This window comes from Butyricimonas faecalis (assembly GCF_003991565.1).
Lineage (GTDB): Bacteria > Bacteroidota > Bacteroidia > Bacteroidales > Marinifilaceae > Butyricimonas > Butyricimonas faecalis.
Genome location: NZ_CP032819.1, coordinates 4,822,360 through 4,841,669 on the forward strand (window position 1 = coordinate 4,822,360; position 19,310 = coordinate 4,841,669).

At 39.2% G+C, this 19,310-nt stretch carries 12 protein-coding genes; all 12 read left to right on the plus strand.

The features are described 5' to 3' along the window. Positions 1-14 precede the first annotated feature (14 nt). The 12 genes from D8S85_RS20565 to D8S85_RS20625 all read left to right on the plus strand — a co-directional run bounded on the left by D8S85_RS20565 (position 15) and on the right by D8S85_RS20625 (position 19,306). Positions 15-1,361, plus strand: coding sequence for a TlpA family protein disulfide reductase (locus tag D8S85_RS20565; RefSeq protein WP_106624159.1), 1,347 nt, complete (start codon positions 15-17; stop codon positions 1,359-1,361). A gap of 374 nt (positions 1,362-1,735) precedes the next feature. Then, the gene (locus D8S85_RS20575) at positions 1,736-1,915 is read left to right on the plus strand and encodes a hypothetical protein (protein ID WP_181951167.1); all 180 of its coding nucleotides are present in this window, start codon (positions 1,736-1,738) and stop codon (positions 1,913-1,915) included. Positions 1,916-1,959: 44 nt separating this feature from the next. Further along, on the plus strand, positions 1,960-2,544 hold the full coding sequence (locus D8S85_RS20580) for an RNA polymerase sigma-70 factor (protein ID WP_106624160.1): 585 nt from the start codon (positions 1,960-1,962) through the stop codon (positions 2,542-2,544). 57 nt (positions 2,545-2,601) lie between these two features. Further along, positions 2,602-3,780: a FecR family protein gene (locus D8S85_RS20585; RefSeq protein WP_106624161.1), complete on the plus strand. Its 1,179-nt coding sequence runs from the start codon at positions 2,602-2,604 to the stop codon at positions 3,778-3,780. A gap of 82 nt (positions 3,781-3,862) precedes the next feature. Further along, a complete protein-coding gene (locus D8S85_RS20590) occupies positions 3,863-7,585 on the plus strand; it encodes a SusC/RagA family TonB-linked outer membrane protein (protein ID WP_106624162.1) in 3,723 nt (1,240 codons plus the stop codon). 12 nt (positions 7,586-7,597) lie between these two features. Beyond that, entirely contained in the window at positions 7,598-9,067 is a 1,470-nt protein-coding gene (locus D8S85_RS20595) for a RagB/SusD family nutrient uptake outer membrane protein (RefSeq protein WP_106624163.1), read from the plus strand. A gap of 10 nt (positions 9,068-9,077) precedes the next feature. Beyond that, complete coding sequence (locus D8S85_RS20600) at positions 9,078-9,989, plus strand: hypothetical protein (RefSeq protein WP_127075659.1); 912 nt, start codon at positions 9,078-9,080, stop codon at positions 9,987-9,989. A 103-nt stretch (positions 9,990-10,092) separates the two neighbouring features. After that, complete coding sequence (locus D8S85_RS20605; protein WP_106624165.1) at positions 10,093-11,019, plus strand: ABC transporter ATP-binding protein; 927 nt, start codon at positions 10,093-10,095, stop codon at positions 11,017-11,019. A gap of 11 nt (positions 11,020-11,030) precedes the next feature. Next, a complete protein-coding gene (locus tag D8S85_RS20610) occupies positions 11,031-13,328 on the plus strand; it encodes a Gldg family protein (RefSeq protein ID WP_228423288.1) in 2,298 nt (765 codons plus the stop codon). A gap of 503 nt (positions 13,329-13,831) precedes the next feature. Then, positions 13,832-14,410: an RNA polymerase sigma factor gene (locus D8S85_RS20615; protein ID WP_106624166.1), complete on the plus strand. Its 579-nt coding sequence runs from the start codon at positions 13,832-13,834 to the stop codon at positions 14,408-14,410. 225 nt (positions 14,411-14,635) lie between these two features. After that, complete coding sequence (locus D8S85_RS20620) at positions 14,636-15,805, plus strand: FecR family protein (RefSeq protein ID WP_106624167.1); 1,170 nt, start codon at positions 14,636-14,638, stop codon at positions 15,803-15,805. Positions 15,806-15,961: 156 nt separating this feature from the next. After that, positions 15,962-19,306 carry a SusC/RagA family TonB-linked outer membrane protein gene (locus D8S85_RS20625; RefSeq protein ID WP_394345049.1) on the plus strand — a complete coding sequence of 1,115 codons (3,345 nt, stop codon included), beginning with the start codon at positions 15,962-15,964 and terminating at the stop codon, positions 19,304-19,306. The last annotated feature ends 4 nt before the right edge of the window (positions 19,307-19,310 follow it).

Here is a 19,310-nt window from a genome sequence, read left to right on the forward strand (position 1 = left end):
AAAATTTGTATTGTATGAAAAATGTATTGTTTATGTTTTTATTCGTGGTTGGGGTTACTAGCTACGGATTTGGAAAGAATGTGCGGTTACATGGTTCTTTAAAAGAGTTTGGTACCAATGTGGTTTCCATGGATTTTGATGGAGCTGCGGGGGAAATTTCCAAGGAGTGGAGTCAGAAGATCACGGTGAATAAAGATGGTAGTTTTGAGTTTTCTTTTGACTTAAAAAAGCCGGGATATTATTCGGTGGGAAGGAATACATTGTACTTGACCCCGGGGGATGATATGGAGGTGAATTTGGGAACTTCTCAGCCGCAAAGTTGGTTTAAGGGGCAAGGTGCTGACGTGAATACTTATTTGAAAGGACGTTTATTCCCGAAAGCGGGTTCGTTTTTGGAGGCCGGTCGGAACGTGAAAGGCAGTTTCGAAGAGACGAAAAAATATATTGACGATCGGGCCGCTCAACGGGAGAAAGAATTGAAAGCATTGCCGAATGCAAGCAAGGAATTTGTGGAATTGGAAATGATGAGGATTAAGGCTGATGTAGCAAATAGTTATATGGCATATTTATGGTATTCTGATCTTTTGAAAGATTGTAAGACACGGGAAGAGGGAGAAAAAATTGCAAATGAGTTTAATAAGTCCATTCGGGAATACATTAATCCCTTATTAAAAGAGATTTCTGCCAAGGATAAGTATTTGGAGGTGGCCGTGGTGAGAGATGTGTTGTTGAGTTGCTATGATATGGATGCTTCTATATTTGATTTCCCGAAGTCTCAACGGTTGACGGAATTAAATGATGCTTACGTGACCGGGGAGCGTATGGATGAAGAGATGACGAAATCTCTTTATGATGAATTGTATGCTTTTGGTTCTAAGTTGAAAAATGCAGATTTTAAACAAGCTTTTTTAGGGAGGTTGGAGAAACGGGCAAAATTAATGGAGGGGCGTCCTGCAATTGATTTTGTGGTTGTGAATATGGATGGGAAGAAAGGTAAGCTGAGTGATTATAAAGGTAAAGTTCTATTCGTGGATTTTTGGGCAACGTGGTGCATGCCTTGTTTGGGAGAGATGCCTTATTTTAACGAGTTGAGTAAGCAGTTCCCGAATATTCAATTCGTTGGTATTTCTTTAGATGATAACACGGAGGTGTGGTTGAATAAATTGAAAGGAGATGCCGATCATGGGAAGGTGTTGGAGTTGTTTTCTACTGATCCGTTGGTACGGACGGGATGGGATATCACTGGAATTCCTCGTTTCTTGTTGATCGATAAAGATTTCAATATTATATCGGCTTCGGCTCCTCGTCCATCTGAAAAAGATGTGATTGTTCCTCTTTTGGAAAAGTATAATAAGAAATAAATTGTGATTTCCTGATCGATCCTCAAGGTAAGATTATCTTGACCAATGCTCGCGGGGGATGGTTGGATACGAAGTTGATAGAGTTGTTTGACAAGTAACGAATTGTGTTTGAATGAATGTTTATAGAGGTTATCCTGTTGGGGGTAGCCTCTTTTTTATTAAATGTTTTCGAGGTTATTGCATAACACGATAAATATTTATATTCTGCAAAATCTTATTTATTTACGTTAGCACAGAATTATGCATTGAATTATTTGAGGCATTGTTAGGGAAGTGTTGTACAATCAATAAGATTGGATATATTTACATGGCATTGAACATTTTTGTTCTGTTGATTGAACATTTTGTTGTAACAAGATTGAACATTTAATAAAATGGAATATAAAAGAGCCCAGTTTGAGGGAATTCTAGATCGTATTAATGAACCTCGTGATGATGTTGTTGGAGTGACGGCCAATTGGCTTGTTGAAGTTTGGGAAACTCAGCGAATGAAGATGGTTGTAAGAGGCGAGTTGAATCTGCGATTTTTAAAAACATTTCGGGCTATATTGTAAATATGCGTTATTTTTCTTAAAATTGCAAAATTTTAGAAGAGAATATGCATCTTTTTGATGATCATAACGTATTGTTGAAGGCCTTGCAAAAAGGAGAGGAGAAGGCTTTTGAGTATATTTTTAATCATTACTATGATGGTTTGTTGAATTATGCGGGACGTATTGTTGGGGAGACGGAGTTGGCGAATGATCTTGTGCAAGAGACGTTTTGTAAGTTATACGAGGGGCATGCAGATTTAAATATTCACTTATCAATAAAATCTTATCTTTATAAATCGGTTTACAATAGTTGTTTGAATGAGCTAAAGCATCGGAAGGTGGTTAATAATTATGTAGATCGGGAGATGTTGAATTTTTATTTTTCCGAGATAATACAGACTCCGGAAGCGGAATTGGCGTTGTTGGACGAGGATATAAATAATGCTTTACAGGAGGCAATAGATAAGTTACCGGAGCGTTGTCGTGAGATTTTTGTGTTGAGTAAGATGGATGAAATGTCCAATAAAGAGATTGCAGAACATTTAAATATATCGGTGAAAACAGTTGAAATTCAAATGACTAAAGCGCTTTCTCGTTTGCGAATGGAGTTGGAATGGTTACTTTGTGTTATTTTTATTACAAATTTTTAGATTTAGGATAGGGGTTATCGTTTTATGAGTTGTCATAGGAGTATAAAGTAGAAAGGTATGACAAACGAATTCGATGAATTAATATGGCGGGTTTTGGACGGGAAGGCTTCTTCCGAGGAGATTTGTCGTGTAAAGGAATGGGTGCAAAATGACGAGCATAAACGCCATTTTAAGCAATTGCAAAAGTTTTGGAATGTGGTAAACGGACCGCACGTTTCATTCGAGCGAAAACAGAAGGAATTGATTCGTTTCCAGGATTTTATGCGGAAACATTCTCAGAAAAAAGAAAGAACGTTTGTTGGTAAGAAATGGTATAGAAATGCTGCAGTTTGGTTAATTCCGATTTTGTCGGCAGCGTTTGGGGTGTGGCATGAATTTTCAAGAGAGTATGCGTCACCTTTTTTGGCAGAAACGGGAGAGTTGGTATCTCCGGGGATGCCTCAAGCGGTATTGACAATTTCAGGGGGAGATACGATCGTTTTGCAACCGAATCGAGCCGTGGATATTCAATTGGCCGGACAAGTGCGTGTTGTGGGGTCCGGTGAAAGTATTGTTTACGAGTTGGATGAGGGCGAAAGTCCAAGGGTAGAACGGTATAACACGCTGGCCACTCCGGTGGGAGGGGAGTATCAGGTGGAGTTGTCTGATGGTTCAAAAGTGTGGTTGAATTCATTGACGAAGTTGCGTTACCCGGAGGTGTTCAAAGAGGATTGTCGAGAGGTTTATTTGACCGGAGAGGCTTATTTTGAGGTGAAGCATGATGCCGAACGTCCATTTGTTGTGGTGGTGGATGGTATGAAGGTTGCGGTTTATGGAACGCGTTTTAATGTGAATACGTATCATGCGGGTGTTGTACAAACGGTACTTGTTGATGGAAAGGTCGGAGTACAGGTGGATGCAACGGGAAAAGAGATTGTGTTGCATCCTAATGAGATGGCTACCTATTCGGAGGAGTCGCAACAGGTGAATGTGAAGGCGATTGTCCCGTATGTATATACGGCATGGAAGGATGGGAAATTTGTATTTGATGAGGAACCGGTGGAAGAGATCATGAAGCGTTTGAGTCGTTGGTATGGTATAAAGGTCGTGTATAAGAATGAACAAGTGAAAGAACAGTTGTTTACAGGGATTATCACCCGGTACGCGGAGGTGAAGGATGTGTTGCATTTGATTGAAGAGACGGCTCTTGTGCATTTTTATTTGAATGGAAATGTTGTAACCGTGAGTACGGATTAAAATGAAACCGAGAGTTGCGGTAACAACCCTCGGCTATGGATTTGATGTTGCTGCATCAAAATGTTAAACTAATTACAAAGTTATGAAAAAAAATCGAGATGTGATTTTCTTTAGGGATTTTTTGTTTCTAAAAGAAAAATGGAAATGTGTCGTAAGGTGTTGTGTATTATTGTTTTGTCTTTTACCTTCGACAGTGGTTGTGGCTCAACATCAGAAAGTGACGATTGATGTGAAAGATGTTGGGGTGCAAGAGGTGTTTAGATCTATTAACGAGCAAACCGGGTTGGATTTCGTGTATGGAGCTTTGCAGTTGCGAGAATTGGGAACAGTGACTCTTCACTTGAAGGATGTTACGGTGGAAAAGGTTTTATCTGAATTGTTTACCGGGACACCGTTTGAATACAAATTTGAGATGAAGTCAATTGTTATCAAGAAGAGGGAGGAGAAGCAGGTTGTGAAGAACGTAGTTCTAAGTGGTGTGGTGACGGATGAACGAGGAAATCCATTACCTGGAGTAACGGTATCCGTGAAAAAACTTAGTTTTGGTACCGCCACGGATAAGGATGGAAAGTATAAATTGTCTGTCCCCAAGGTGGATGATAAGTTGGTTATTGTATTTTCTTTTATCGGTATGGAAACTGTAGAAGTGAAGTATACCGGTAAGGACGTGATTAACGTGGAGATGAAAGAGAATGTTGCAGAGTTGGAGGAGGTGTTGGTGCAGACAGGGTATCAGACCATTGATCCGAGAAAGAATACGAGTGCTGTTACCACGATTAAGGCGGAAGATATTATAACACCGGGTTTACAGACGATCGATCAGATGTTGGAAGGATATGTCCCGGGGATGGTTTTTATGCAAAATACAGGACAGATTGGAGCTGCTCCGCGTTTGCGTGTTCGGGGAACTTCCACGGTATTGGGATCGCAGGAACCGTTGTGGGTAATTGATGGTATTGTGCAAGAGAATCCAGTGAATGTGGATCCTTCGCAGATTAATGATTTGGATTTTGTGAATTTATTGGGAAATGCGATATCCGGGTTGAATCCGGAGGATATAGAACAGATTGACGTGTTGAAAGATGCTTCGGCAACAGCGATTTACGGGGCTCGGGCCGGTAATGGTGTTATCGTGATCACGACGAAAAAAGGAAAGGCTGGGCCTCCCACGTTATCTTATTCGGTTTCTGGAACTTACACTCGTCGTCCCTATTATACGGATAGAGCGGTAAACGTGATGAACAGTATGGAGAGAATTGATTTTTCCAGGGAGTTGATTGCCAAGCAAACCGTGTATCCGACGATTCAAACTTGGGTGGGGTATGAAGGTGCGATTAGAAAATATTATGCCGGTGAAATTTCTTTTGATGAATTTCAAAAGGAGGTTGGGTATTACGAACGGGTAAATACGGATTGGTTTGATTTATTGATGCAAAATTCATTCTCTCATAAGCATACGTTGAGTCTTTCCGGTGGTACGGATAAAACAAAGTACTATGCTTCGGTGGGATATAGTGATATGAAAGGAGCGATGCGAAGAGAGAAAAATAAATTGTATTCGGTTAGTCTGAAAGTGGATGTTACCCATAAGCGTTTTGATATGCATTTTGATTTGAAGGGAAATGTGGGAGAAAAGAGATATACACCTTCGGATGTAGGAGTTACGGAGTATGCTTACAATACAACAAGGGCTCTTCCTGCTTACACGGAAAGCGGTGATTATTGGTATTATGCTCGAATCGGGGGAGAGGTGACCAGTTATTACCAGTTGTTTAATATCTTGAATGAAGTGGAGAATAGCACGCAAGATATCGATTCTCACGGGATGACTTTTACGGGAACGTTGGGTTATCGAATTTTCGAACCGTTGAAATTTGCCATGACGCTTTCTTATTCACTGGATGACACGCAACAGGATATTTGGCATGGGGAGGATTCTTATTACTGCCGGAAATTGAAATCGACACAACCGGACGGAAAAGAAAATTTATCGTATAATAAATTGCCCGTGGGGGGAGAATTGCAAGAGAAGCATACGAGAAGGAATGCTTACACGTTACGAGGGCAATTGAATTTTAATAAGTATTTGGATGCTGATCAAGATCATTTGATTGTGGCCGCTTTAGGAGGTGAAATGTCTTCTAATAAGTATAAGGGATTGGAACAGACGTACCGCGGCTTCTTGAAAGATAGAGGACTTCAAATGGCCGAGATTGACCTGAAGACTTATATCGGGTATGCGAGTTGGTTGCAAACGGCAGAAGCGAAAGGAATTCGCTCGGATCAATTAACCAACATGATCTCCGGTTATTTTACGGTGTCATACAGTTACAAGGATTACGGTACGTTGAATTTTAATACACGTGTGGATGCTTCGAATAAATTCGGTTCTCGGGCAAACGATAAGTTCTTACCGATATGGTCTGTGTCCGGTAGATTGAATTTGAAGGAGTCGTTCTTGGCAGGTGTGAGAGGTGTGAACACGTTGGCCTTGAGAGCTTCTTTCGGTTATCAGGGAAATATGCTGGACTCTGAAACCGTGGAGACCATAATAAAACGCGGCACGCATAATCAATATTTTAACGAGTATGCTTCGTCTATTTATAAATTCCCGAATCCTTTATTGAAATGGGAGAAAATTTCCAGTGTAAATACAACGTTGGATTTTGCTTTCTTTAAGAATAAGATTAGAGGTTCTGTTTCTTATTATTATAAGAAAACCAGAGATGCTTTTTTGAACAAGAGAATCTCGGAGATAAACGGAATAACGGCTTACGTGGTGAATAAAGGTACGTTGACAAATCGGGGACTTGAGCTTGCATTAAACTTTACACCGATTAATACATTTGGCGGTGGTTCTAAAGACGGGTTCCGCTGGAATTTTGATCCGCAGTTCGGTCAGGTTATTAATAAGTTAATTAATAAGGCTATAAATAGTGGCAAAAATCAGAGTTTACGCGACGAGGATAACATTACTTATTCCGATTATTTAAACGGAAAAGTGGAGGTTGTCGGTCGCCCGTTGAATAGTTTTTTCTCTTATCGTTTTGCGGGATTGGATTCGAAGGACGGACGTCCCATGTTTAGCGGTACTGAGGTTAACTACACGGTGAATGGCGAAGAGGTTTTGGATGAAGCGGGAAAGGTGATCAAGAATAAAGATCGTTATGCGAATATGACGAAAGAGCAGGTGTTTCTTGAAGTGATGGATTATTCCGGTTGTAGAGTGCCTAAATTGCAGGGAGGTGTTCGAAATACATTCTCTTACAGGGGATTTACGCTAGCTGTAAATTTAAGTTATAGTATTGGTTCAAAGATCCGCTTGTTGAAGATGTATCCTAACGTTGCCGCTGAAAATGGAACGTTGGCTCCCCAACCGATGGAAAATGTACGTCGGGAATTTTTGAAACGTTGGAAGAATCCGGGAGATGAATTGTACACGAATGTTCCTGGAATCATATCGGATGCTGAATTTGTGAAATCTTTAACGAGTGGTTGGTGGCGTAAGGAAACGTATTCGTTTGGTACGAATATTTGGCAAATGTATGACTACTCGGATGTTCGTGTCGTGAGTGGAAATTATCTGAAGATTCAATCGCTGTCTTTACGTTATAACATACCATCAAAATGGTGTAACCGATTCTTTTTGAAGAGTGCTTACATGAGTTTCTCCGGAACGAATTTGTATACACTCAGTGCTAAAGCATTGAAGGGGCAGGATCCTTCCACGCAAACGGGAAGTTCAACAAAGATTGCACAATCAGTACGCCCCACGTATTCGTTTAGTTTGAATGTGACTTTTTAATCGAGTAGGGTTATGAGAAAGATTATTTATATTTTATCGTTATGTTTTTGGGGAAGTTTGTTCCCTGCCTGTAGCGGTTTTCTGGAAGAGTATTCGCAAGATTTAACTTATATACGAACGGTCGATGATTTGAACGAGCTACTGGTTGGCGGTGGTTATTTTTCGAGTGCTTCGGATGTATTGCCGATGTTGCATGTGATGGATGATGACACGGAATATGAGCGAAAAGCGACAACGGTAGGGTATTGGGGATTTCATTATTGGCTGGCCAACCCGTTTGTGTCGGGAGCGGGAGTAGAACAAAAGGATGGGATTTGGTCGTCGTTTTATAAATATTTGGCAGTGATCAATGTGATTCTGAATAAAGCGGACGATTTTGCTTCGGAAGGCGATGCGTATCGGAAAGTGAAGGGGGAGTCTTATTTTTTGCGGGGAATGGATTATTTCTACTTGGTCAATTTATACGCGAAACCGTATAAAGCGGAAACTGCGGCAAATGAGCCGGGAGTTCCATTGAAGTTGACGGAGTATGTGGAAGATAAACATTATGAGCGGGCTACTGTGGCAGAGGTGTATGCTTCGGTTGTTTCTGATTTGGAAAATGCCATTACCTATTTGAATGGAACAAGGCAGATAACAAAAAGAAGGGCTAATGTCGATGCCGCACGGGCAATGCTGGGGCGAGTGTATTTGTATATGGGCGGGGAAGAAAATTGGAAAAAGTGTAATGCTTTGTGTGACTCTATTTTGCAAAGTGGTCGTTATGAATTGTATGATATAAAGGAACATACCCCTAAAAAGGATTTTATATTTTTGGATTCACCGGAAACCATATTCACGCAAGGTAAGAATAGTGCCAGACGTACCATATTTATGGGACAGCCGAGTGTGGCAGCTTATACGTTGTCACAAGATTTATTGGGAAGTTATGATGCAAATGTTGATTTGAGGTATTCCCATTGGTTTAATAGTGTTAAGAATGTGGGGTGGGTGTGGTTGAAGTATTCAGTTCTTACCGCTAGTCCCGCTTCCGAGGTTTCAAGCGAATTTTTGCTTCGATTGCCGGAGGTATATTTGAATAAAGCGGAAGCTTTGATTATGTTGGGACGCACGGAGGAGGCGATAGACGTGTTGAGGACGTTACGGGAAAAACGTTTGGCAGCAGAAACTACCGATGTGATTCCTACCAGTCAGGAGGATTTAGTGCAATTTGTTCGTTTGGAGCGGCGTTTGGAGTTGTGTGGAGAGGGACATCGTTGGTTTGATTTGCGGCGTTATGCTGTTCATCCGACTTTCCCTGAAGAGAAGGAAATCATACATGAATCTGTAAAAAATGGGACAAAAATAGGATATTATAGACTTGCCCCTTATTCTGAAAACAGTAATAATTGGGTGTGGCCGATACCGGAGGATGCGGTTATATTTAATGACGGAGCGTTGGTTGCAAATGAAAGAGATGGAGCTCCATTGGTTGAATATTAAAAAAAGAGAAATGAGAAAAGTTATATTTATATGGATGTTGTGTTGCGGGCTGGTGGCCTGTAATCGGGAAGATAAGGAAACTCATGCTTCTTTTAAGGATATGGAATGGTTTGTGGTAGAGGATAGTGATGATGAGTTGGATCATTTAATTTACGAATTTTATGTATCAACCGGGATTCCTCTTTTTTATACGGATACGATTAGGAGTCGTACCGAGATAAATGAATGGGGACGAGAATACACGCTTTATCAAATTTTGAATCCCAATTACATGATTGAGGGAATGGCTAATTTGTGGACATTCAAAAAATCGGAGGATCGGGAAAAATTGAAAAAAGGTGTAGAATTCTTTCGAGATCAAGTGTATCCGAAACTTCCGGAAGGTTATCGCTCTCCCTGTTATCTTTTAGTGGACAAATTGTATCAAAAAGAGTTTTATCAAGACGAGGTGGGAGCTCGAAAGGGATTGAATACGACGGTGATCGGTAAAATTTCTGAAATGGACGAAATGTCGGAGGAAGATCAGAAACGCTTGGCTTGGGAGGTTGTTGCAGAGGAGTTGTATGATACTATCAGTGTTAATTACGAGAAGGAGTTAGATGCGTTTTTCCAAGTTAGTTTCTTGTTGTGCAATAAAAAAGATGTCTATTCGGATCTAATTACCAAATTCAAAAATAATATTCCTAATTACAAGGCGGCAGTGCATGGTTCGGCAACGGATCCTCGGGAAGCAGGCTTTTTGCGTTGGTGGCAGAGTAATTGGTATACACCCGAGTACAAGGATGATGTGTGTGGTTATCTGATAGAAGTCCTGTTGGGTGATGATGATGGATTTGCGACAAGAAATGCTGGATTCAGCGGTTGTCTGAAGAAATATGATATGATGAAGGATATCGCTATCGAATTAGGGCTTAGAAATTGATTTTTAGAAAGAGAGAATTTTTAATGAAGGTAAGGATTGTCGGGAATTTTTTCCCGATAGTACTTATCCTTGGAATATATTATGTTGTATGTAAGTGAATTGTATGAAAAATCCAATTGTAAAAGTAGAGCATTTATCTCATCGTTATGCGGTTCAGTGGGCGATAGAAGATATTAATTTTGAGATTGAAGCAGGAGGCATCGTGGGATTGTTGGGATCTAATGGTGCAGGTAAGTCAACGACCATGAATATTATTTGTGGGGTGTTAAACCAAACACGCGGAGAGGTGTATATAGATGGGGTTAATTTGAGAGAACATCCCGTGGAAGCAAAAAAGAATATAGGTTTTTTACCTCAAAAACCACCGATTTATCCAGATTTAACGGTAGAGGAATATTTACGATTTTGTGCAGACCTTCGGTTTGTGGAGGATATACCGTCGGCAGTGAACAAGGCCATGTCTCGTTGTGGTATCACGCATTTCAAGGATCGTTTGATTCGGAATTTATCGGGAGGGTATCAACAACGCGTAGGTATAGCACAAGCTATCGTACACGATCCTAAATTTGTTATATTGGATGAGCCTACGAATGGTTTGGATCCGAACCAAATCATGGAGGTTCGCAATTTGATTCGAGAGATTGCGTTGGATCGTACGGTGTTACTTTCCACTCATATATTGTCAGAAGTTCAAGCTACTTGTCGAGATATCATGATGATTGAGTGCGGACATGTCGTTTTTTCAGGATCCGTGGATGATTTTGATAATTATATTAAGCCCAACACGCTTTTCGTTTGTTTTGAGCGTCCCCCTCTGGAAGATGAGTTATTGACTATAGAGGGTATTTTCAAGGTACAAAAAATAAATGAAAGGAACTATCGTTTGTGGTTTAGTGGAGGACGAGATGTGGCTAAAGATATCGTGAAGTGTAGTGTGAATAAAGGATGGGAATTGGAAGAAATCCACTTTGAGAAGAGTTCTTTGGATGCCGTGTTCGCAAAATTATCAAATAAAGAGATTCGTGAATAATTAAACGTGGAATGATGAAAACAATATATAAAATCGCAAAATTAGAATTATCTAACCTCTTTTACTCTCCGATAGCGTGGTTTATTCTGATTATATTTATGTTGCAGATGGGAATCAATTTCGGGGAGACAATGGGGTCATACGGACGTTTGAATGAGTTGGGACGCCCGTTTGCAAGCTTGACCTCAAAAATATATTATGGTGGGATGATGAGTTTGTTACGTGGTGTGGCGAGTTCGCTTTACTTGTATATACCGTTGTTAACGATGGGTTTGTTAAGTCAGGAGTTTAGTCGCGGTTCCGTGAAATTACTTTATTCTGCACCCATTACCAGTTGGCAGATTGTACTGGGTAAGTACCTCGGAATTATGATCTATGGGTTTATCTTGATGCTTGTGCTGGGCGTGTATGTTTGCATCGGTTGGTGTGTTATTGAGAATTTTGATTGGCGACCGGTCTTGATTGGAGTTTTGGGATTGTATTTGTTACTGGGGGCTTACGCTGCCATCGGACTTTTTATGTCGTCTTTGACATCTTATCAGATTATTGCGGCATTAGGAACTTTTGTGGTATTCGCCCTTTTGAGTTTTGTTGGAAATATTGGTCAAGACATCGAGTTTGTAAGAGAAATTACCTATTGGCTCTCTTTGAACGGCCGGGGCGGTACGTTTTTGAAAGGAATGATTTGTAGCGAAGATGTGCTGTATTTTGTGATTGTGATTGCAATGTTCCTTTCTTTCTGTTTCTTGAAACTTCAATTAGGGCGAGCTCGTTATTCGGGGATGTCTAAAATGTTGCGTTATGGCGGAGTGTTTATGATTGCGATGCTTGCGGGATATGTGACGTCACGTCCTATGTTGAAAGCTTATTACGATGGAACTTATACGAAAGCAAACACAATTTCAGAAGCAAGCCAGGATATAGTAAAGCGTTTGGATGGTGGGATGACGATCACATCTTACGTGAATCTTTTAGATAACGTTTATTCTTTTTCTCAAAGAGGAGTGCTCAATGACATTGCTTTTTTTGAGAAATACGTTCGGTTTAAACCGGATATTAAGATGAAATATGTGTTCTATTACGACGAGGTGGATAATCCAAAACTCGATAAAATGTATCCAGGATTGAGCGTGGAAGAGAAGGCAAAGAAGGTTGCAAAAGCAGCTAATTTGAAGTTGGATAATTATTTGACTCCGGAACAAATTCGAGAAAAGATAGATCTTTCGGATGAGGGTAATCACTTTGTTCGAATTTTGGAAAGGGATAATGGACAGACGGCTCGATTACGAATATTTAATGATATGCAGAAGCATCCTTCGGAAACAGAAATTTCTGCAACGTTAAAACGGATGGTGATGAAGTTACCTAAAGTCGGCTTTTTGAAAGGTCATGGGGAACGTTCCATTGTCGGCTCCAAAAATCGGGATTATTCATTATTTGCTTACGGTAGATATTTCAGACATTCTTTGTTAAATCAAGGATTTGATGTAACAGAGTCTGTTTTGCAACCTGGAAAAGATAATTTGGAAGATATTGATATTTTGGTGATTTCAGATCCCATGGAAGCTTTTGAAGATTGGGAATTGAAGCAATTGTCTGATTATATCGATAGCGGGAAAAATTTGATAATCGCCGGAGAGCCTAAGCGTGGTGAGTATTTATCGCCTTTGCTTGAAAAGTTTGGAGTATGTTTTATCCCGGGAACGTTGGTGCAACCGATAGAAGAGTTTCCTGCAGATTTGTTAGTTGTTCGTTCCACTTTGGCCGGCGCTAAATTGAGTCGCATTAATGCTGGATGGCGGCGATCTGTTTTTACCATGCCGGGAGCAATGGGTATTGATTCTGTGGCAGACAAGGGATTTCAGATGATACCGTTGTTGGTTTCTAGAGATTCCGGTTGTTGGAATGAATTGGAAACTACGGATTTTGTAAATGAAATCGTGAAATTGAATCCGACGATCGGGGAAAGAGAAACTCAGATGGTGACGGCAATGGCTCTTAAGAGAGAACAAAATGGACGAGATCAACGTGTGTTGGTGTTAGGCGATGCCGATTGTATTAGCATGGGAGAGCTTTCTGCGGCTCGAAGAGGAATCAGAGCTTCCAATTTTTCGTTGATTCGAGGCATGTTTTGTTGGTTGTCTTATGAAGAATTGCCGGTGGATATCGGACATCCGAAAGCAATAGATAACGATTTGTATCTAGGAACAACTTCTGGATTATGGGTAAAAGTATTTGTGAAGTGGATACTTCCATTGGTTGTATTTTTGTTTGGAGTTATTTTGCTTCTGCGTAGGCAACGTAAATAAAGGATGAATATTAGTTAACGTGAGTCCGATATAACTTAAAACAGTATAAGTTGCCTGTCATTGAATAAATTTACATCAATGGCAGGCTTCTTTTTGTGAAAATATTTTTATATTTGTGATGTCTAACATAACGCAACGGTGGGGAAACCTGCCACAATGTAGCAGGCATTTTTTATGCTTGCTATCTCCATATGGCGGTTCCGTACCCCCGTGTGGAGTGTTAATGTACCCACAGCCGTTGCGGTGTTAGACAGCGGGACAGGCGGAACCGTTTCTTTTCGTCCTAATCTTGAAACTAAAAGACGTATGAGGGGAAATCGTAATATAAAGTTTTGTGATATAAAAAGACAAAGGTTGGATAGAAGCGAGTGTTTTCGAGGTGATATATGAAAAATGGCGATAAGTGTAGGTCTGTTTGAATTATTTTATATTTTTGAAGATCAGTAAACGAGCGTTTAATGTATTTTGAAATGACATAGCATTTAAGACGTAAGAAGTTGGATATGAGTTTAAATGAAGATCAGTCGTATATTTCGGGGTTACGGAAGCGAGATACCCAAACTTATGAGGTCGTATTTAAAAAATACTATCAGCCACTTGTTATGTTTGTCATGCGTCATGTTGGAAATGAGGATGTAGCGAAAGATATTGTACAAGATATTTTCTTTAAATTATTTGAAGGTAGTCGTTCTCTTCCTGATGATTTTCTGTTGAAATCATGGTTTTATAGGGTTGCTCGTAATGCAGCGGTAGATTATCTTCGTCATCTGCAAGTGGAGGATAAGTACAAGTTTTTGATGGCAGAAGCGATGATTAGTATCTCGGATATAGATGAAGAGATTGATGAGCAAGTGTATGCTAAAGTGAATTTAGCTATAGAAAGTTTACCGGAACAATGCAGGTTGATTATTAAGTTGAATGTATTGGAAGGGAAAAAGTATCAAGAGATTGCAGAAGAATTAGGAATCACGGTTAACACGATTCGTACGCAGGTGTCCAGGGGATATAAAAAATTGCGAGATATTCTCTCGGGAGTGGTTGATTCTTCTGTTTTGTTTTTCATATTTTTGAAAAATAGATAGCAGATTCGTTCATGTTATTTGGTCTATTTACAGGCTATTCAATTTGATTTTGTTTTGAAATTTATGGTGTATTCGTGTGATACCAGTTAAACTTGTTTATAAATACAATACGGTATAAATCAGGTGTTTCAAAAAATGTTTTTTATTTTTTAGTAAAAAGGTTGAAATCCTTGTCGCACAAAATAAACGACTGCTCGTTATAGGTGTGTTTTTAAGGCAGAAATTATGAAAGATAAAACAATACCGGCTAGATTGATTTACCGAAAGATTGAGGGAAGGCTTTCTGCGGTGGAGGAGGAACGTTTTGAAACATGGCTAAAGGAGGGACGGGAGCATCGGGAATACTACGAGCGGATGCGGAGTATGTATCAGCAAGAGAATATACAGGAGGTTGCGATAGGGAAAATTCAGGATGCATGGGAGATGTTTGAAAAACGTGTACAAGGACGGTTGCGCATGAAGAGAAAACGGTATTGGATGTGGGGTGTGAGTGTTGCTGCATCCGTTGTGGTTGTATTTTGTTTGATAATATATTACCACTCCGATACGGGACAGGATGTAAATATTGCCGTACAGAATATCGTGCCGGGGCAGTACAATGCTATTTTGGAAATGGCAGACGGGGCCACGTATCATTTGGGAGGGCACCAAGGCTCTTTGCAAGAGAAAACGGGGAGGCAGATAAAGATTGATACGTCGCTGGTGAGTTATCTGCCTGTGGATGATAAGCAGGAAACTCCTAAAGAGATTGTGTACAACAAATTGAGCATACCGAGAGGGGGAGAGTACCGGATTGAGTTGGAAGATGGAACAAAAATATGGATGAATTCGGAATCTCGTTTACGGTATCCAGTTGCTTTTTTTAATGATACACGTGAAGTGTATTTAGAGGGAGAGGCTTATTTTGAGGTGCAACGGGATGCGAATAGACCCTTTATTGTTCATGCCGGGGAGCAAAAAGTGACCGTATTGGGAACGAGTTTTGGTATTAGCTGTTATGCCAGCGAGGTAAATGATTACACAACGTTGGTTTCAGGAAAAGTAAAAGTTGATTTTGAGCGAGGGAAACAAAGTTTTGTTTTGGAACCGGGAATGCAGGTTGCATATGATAAAAAGAGTGGTATTGCCACGGAGAGAAAAGTGGACGTTGCGGAATTCGTAGCTTGGAAAAATGGGAAATATGTATTTAAACAGAAGCGTTTGGAGGATATTTTGTCCACCCTGTCCAGGTGGTATGATTTTGAAGTGTTCTATCAGAACGAGGATGTGAAAGAGAGCTTGTTCTCTGGTGAGTTGAGGCGGTTTGATGATTTTAATTATTTGTTGCGATTAATAGAACGCACGAGTGACGTGAAGTTTATAATAGATAAAAAAGTAGTACGAGTTATGAAGTAAATAATGAAACAGGAGAATACAGCAATATTCCCCTGCTACATAAATAAGCCAGCAAGCTTATTTGATTGTTTAATTTTACAACACAAATTTATGAAAAAAAGAGGTAAACTGTACACACCTTTCCAAAAAAGGTGGTATCTAAAAATTCTTTTGTTAATGAAGCACCTTTGTATTTTTTTGTTCGTGTTCAATTTCGGGTTGAATGCAGCTGTTCACTCGCAAAACCAGCGAGTAAGTATTGAGTTGAAACATGCGAGTATCGAGGATTTGATCGTAGCGATCAAGAGCCAGTGTGACATGGGATTTTTGTATGATTACAACAAAACGAAATCGGTGAAAAATATTACGGTAAACATGCGAAATGTTTTGTTGTCGGAAGTTTTAAGCGAGGCGTTGAAAGGAACGGGATTTGTGGCGGAGATCGAGAATAGTATGATTATTATTAAAGAGGCTCCATTGAACCAGCAGAAAGAAGCCCGTATAATTAAAGGGCGTGTAACGGATCATAAAAAAAATCCGCTACCGGGAGTGACGGTTTTGATTAAGGGAACATCTATCGGTGTAGTGACGGATACGGCAGGTGTGTATAAAGTTACGTTGCCGGAGCAGAAAGAAATTACACTTGTATATTCTTTTGTAGGAATGCTTACTAAAGAAGTAAAGGTTACTAATCAAAAAGAAGTAAACGTAATTTTAGAAGAAGATATTGAAAATCTTGAAGAGGTCGTTGTGACAGGATTTAGTAATATTCGAAGTTCAAGTTTTACGGGAAACTCTGTTACCGTGAAAAAAGATGACTTATTGAAGGTATATATTACAAATGTAATAAAGGCTATTCAGGCATTTGATCCTTCTTTTAGGATTAAAGAAAATAATCGTTGGGGATCGGATCCTAATGCAATACCGGAAGTGTACATTCGCGGAGAATCTGGCATTGCTTCAACCAAACAATTGGATCGTGATCCTTTGTCCAAATCGAATTTGGTTGACAATCCTAATTTACCTACGTTTATAATGGATGGTTTTGAAATTAGTGTGACAAAATTGTATGATTATGACCCAAACCGGATCGAGTCGATTACCATTCTGAAAGATGCCGCGGCAACAGCCTTGTATGGTTCCCGTGCTGCTAATGGCGTTGTTATTATTACGACTGTCACTCCTAAAGCGGGTAAGATGAATGTGTCTTATAATTTTGTTGCAGATTTAACAATGCCGGATTTAAGCGATTACGATCTATTGAATGCCAAGGAAAAGTTGGAAGTTGAACGTTTAGCTGGATGTTATGATTATGATCCGAATTCAAATTATAAGAGAGATATTTTTACCTTAGAAAAGGAGTATAATGAGAAGTTGGCAGCGGTGAAAAAAGGAGTTGATACGTATTGGTTATCAAAACCTCTTCATACGGTCCTTAATCATAAACACAGTTTATATCTTGACGGGGGAAGTGATAGTTTCCGTTTTGGTTTTGATTTACAGTATACAAATCAAGATGGTGTAATGAAAGGGTCTATTCGGGATCGTGTGGGGACTGGAATCTTTGTTCAATATACGTATAAATCTTTGTCCATACGAAATGATATTTCTTTCTTGATCACAAAATCTAAAGAGTCTCCTTATGGTGATTTTTCAAAGTTTGCAAAACAGTTACCATATAATGAGTATAAGGATGAAAATGGAAATTATTTAGAACATGTAAGAGATTGGTCATCATTTAGTTCAAGAATCGAAAATCCGCTTTATGAGCCAAGTTTGAGTAGTTTTGATAAGTCTTCTGCAGAGGAATTGGTAAATAATTTCTCAATCAACTGGAAAATATTTCCGAATTTGTTATTAAAAGGGCAGATTAGTTTAACTAGAGGCTATGACGAAAGTAAACGTTTTATTGATCCTTTGTCTAAGAGAAATTCAAATAATTTGTCTTTAACCAATTTATTGTCTGGTGAATTGTATCTATCTGAAGGTAAAAATTTCACATATGATATGAATACAACTCTTTCTTATAATGGAGCTATTGGAGAGCATATGATTAATGCTTTGGCCGGAATTAGCATTAAACAGACAGATACAAGATCAGAGAGTTCAAATTATCGAGGTTTTCCATCCGGAGAATTATCTTCTCCAGAATACGCAAAAGAACAGGTTGATAAAACATCACATAGCGAAGCAAGTAATCGATTGGTGGGTTTTTTAGCAACAATGAATTATTCTTATAAAGATATTTATTTGTTGGATGCCTCAGTACGTGTGGATGGGTCTTCTGCTTTTGGTGCCAACAAGCGTTATGCTCCTTTTTGGTCTACTGGAATAGGGATTAATCTTCATAAATTTGATTTTATTCAGAATCTTGGATTTGTAAATCAATTAAAGATAAGGGGCTCTTTTGGTCAGACAGGAAAAGTGAATTTCCCTGCCTATGCAGCAAGAACTAGTTATCAAGTGTTTACTGATGAGTGGTATAAAACCGGATATGGGGCCGTATTAAAAGCCTTGGGAAATAAAAATTTGACTTGGGAAACAACAAACACATTGGATATTGGGGGAGAGATTTCATTATTCGATGATTTTATTTATTTGAAAGGGAGTTATTATGATAAAAAAACAGTGGATTTAGTTACTGATGTAACGGTACCTACTTCAACTGGTTTTACTTCTTATCGGGATAATATAGGAGAAGTTTCTAATAGAGGATTTGAGTTAGATTTACGGATTCATGTTATTCGAAGGAAAGATATGAGTTTAATTGTTAATGCTAATTTGGCTCATAATAAGAATAAAATATTGAAAATATCTGAAAGTCTGAAAGCATATAATAGACGTGTTCAGGAGAAATTTGAAAACGCAACGGCTTATGACAGTGAGGTTGCAGAACCGTTTTTACAATATGAAGAAGGAGGTTCTTTAAATTCGATTTGGGGAGTACGATCTATGGGCATAAATCCTGCTGATGGACAAGAGGTATATATTGCAAAAGATGGTTCGGTAACTAATAAATGGCTTGCTTCTAATCAAGTTGTTTTGGGAAATACAGACCCAGGAGCACAAGGGTCAATCGGATTTAATTTTGTATATAAACAATTTTCTGTCTTTACAAGTTTTATGTATGAATTCGGGGGAGACCGTTATAATCAGACTTTAGTGGATAAGGTTGAAAATGTGGATATTTATAAAGAAAATGTAGATAAGCGAGTATTGACAAGTCGTTGGCAAAAACCCGGAGATAAGGTGAAGTATAAGTCTATTGTTAATGATAGAGGTTCTGTAGAAATAACAAGACCAACTTCTCGTTTCGTGCAGCAGTATAATGCATTGTCTTGGACTTCTTTGGAGTTAGGATATGATTTTGGTACAAGAATAACAAATAGGTTAAGTATGAGTATGATTCGTTTAACATTAGGTATGAGTGATTTATTTCATTTATCTAATGTGAAACAAGAACGCGGATTAAGTTATCCTTTTGCCCGTACCGTGAATTTTTCTCTGAAAATGGCTTTTTAGTGAG

Bases quoted from the DNA above. Each gene is read 5' to 3' on its own strand.
- D8S85_RS20600 (WP_127075659.1), top strand. From the start codon at position 9,078: ATGAGAAAAGTTATATTTATATGGATGTTGTGTTGCGGGCTGGTGGCC.
- D8S85_RS20590 (WP_106624162.1), top strand. From the start codon at position 3,863: ATGAAAAAAAATCGAGATGTGATTTTCTTTAGGGATTTTTTGTTTCTA.
- D8S85_RS20605 (WP_106624165.1), top strand. From the start codon at position 10,093: ATGAAAAATCCAATTGTAAAAGTAGAGCATTTATCTCATCGTTATGCG.
- D8S85_RS20615 (WP_106624166.1), top strand. From the start codon at position 13,832: ATGAGTTTAAATGAAGATCAGTCGTATATTTCGGGGTTACGGAAGCGA.
- D8S85_RS20610 (WP_228423288.1), top strand. From the start codon at position 11,031: ATGATGAAAACAATATATAAAATCGCAAAATTAGAATTATCTAACCTC.
- D8S85_RS20580 (WP_106624160.1), top strand. From the start codon at position 1,960: ATGCATCTTTTTGATGATCATAACGTATTGTTGAAGGCCTTGCAAAAA.
- D8S85_RS20620 (WP_106624167.1), top strand. From the start codon at position 14,636: ATGAAAGATAAAACAATACCGGCTAGATTGATTTACCGAAAGATTGAG.
- D8S85_RS20625 (WP_394345049.1), top strand. From the start codon at position 15,962: ATGAAGCACCTTTGTATTTTTTTGTTCGTGTTCAATTTCGGGTTGAAT.
- D8S85_RS20575 (WP_181951167.1), top strand. From the start codon at position 1,736: ATGGAATATAAAAGAGCCCAGTTTGAGGGAATTCTAGATCGTATTAAT.
- D8S85_RS20565 (WP_106624159.1), top strand. From the start codon at position 15: ATGAAAAATGTATTGTTTATGTTTTTATTCGTGGTTGGGGTTACTAGC.
- D8S85_RS20595 (WP_106624163.1), top strand. From the start codon at position 7,598: ATGAGAAAGATTATTTATATTTTATCGTTATGTTTTTGGGGAAGTTTG.
- D8S85_RS20585 (WP_106624161.1), top strand. From the start codon at position 2,602: ATGACAAACGAATTCGATGAATTAATATGGCGGGTTTTGGACGGGAAG.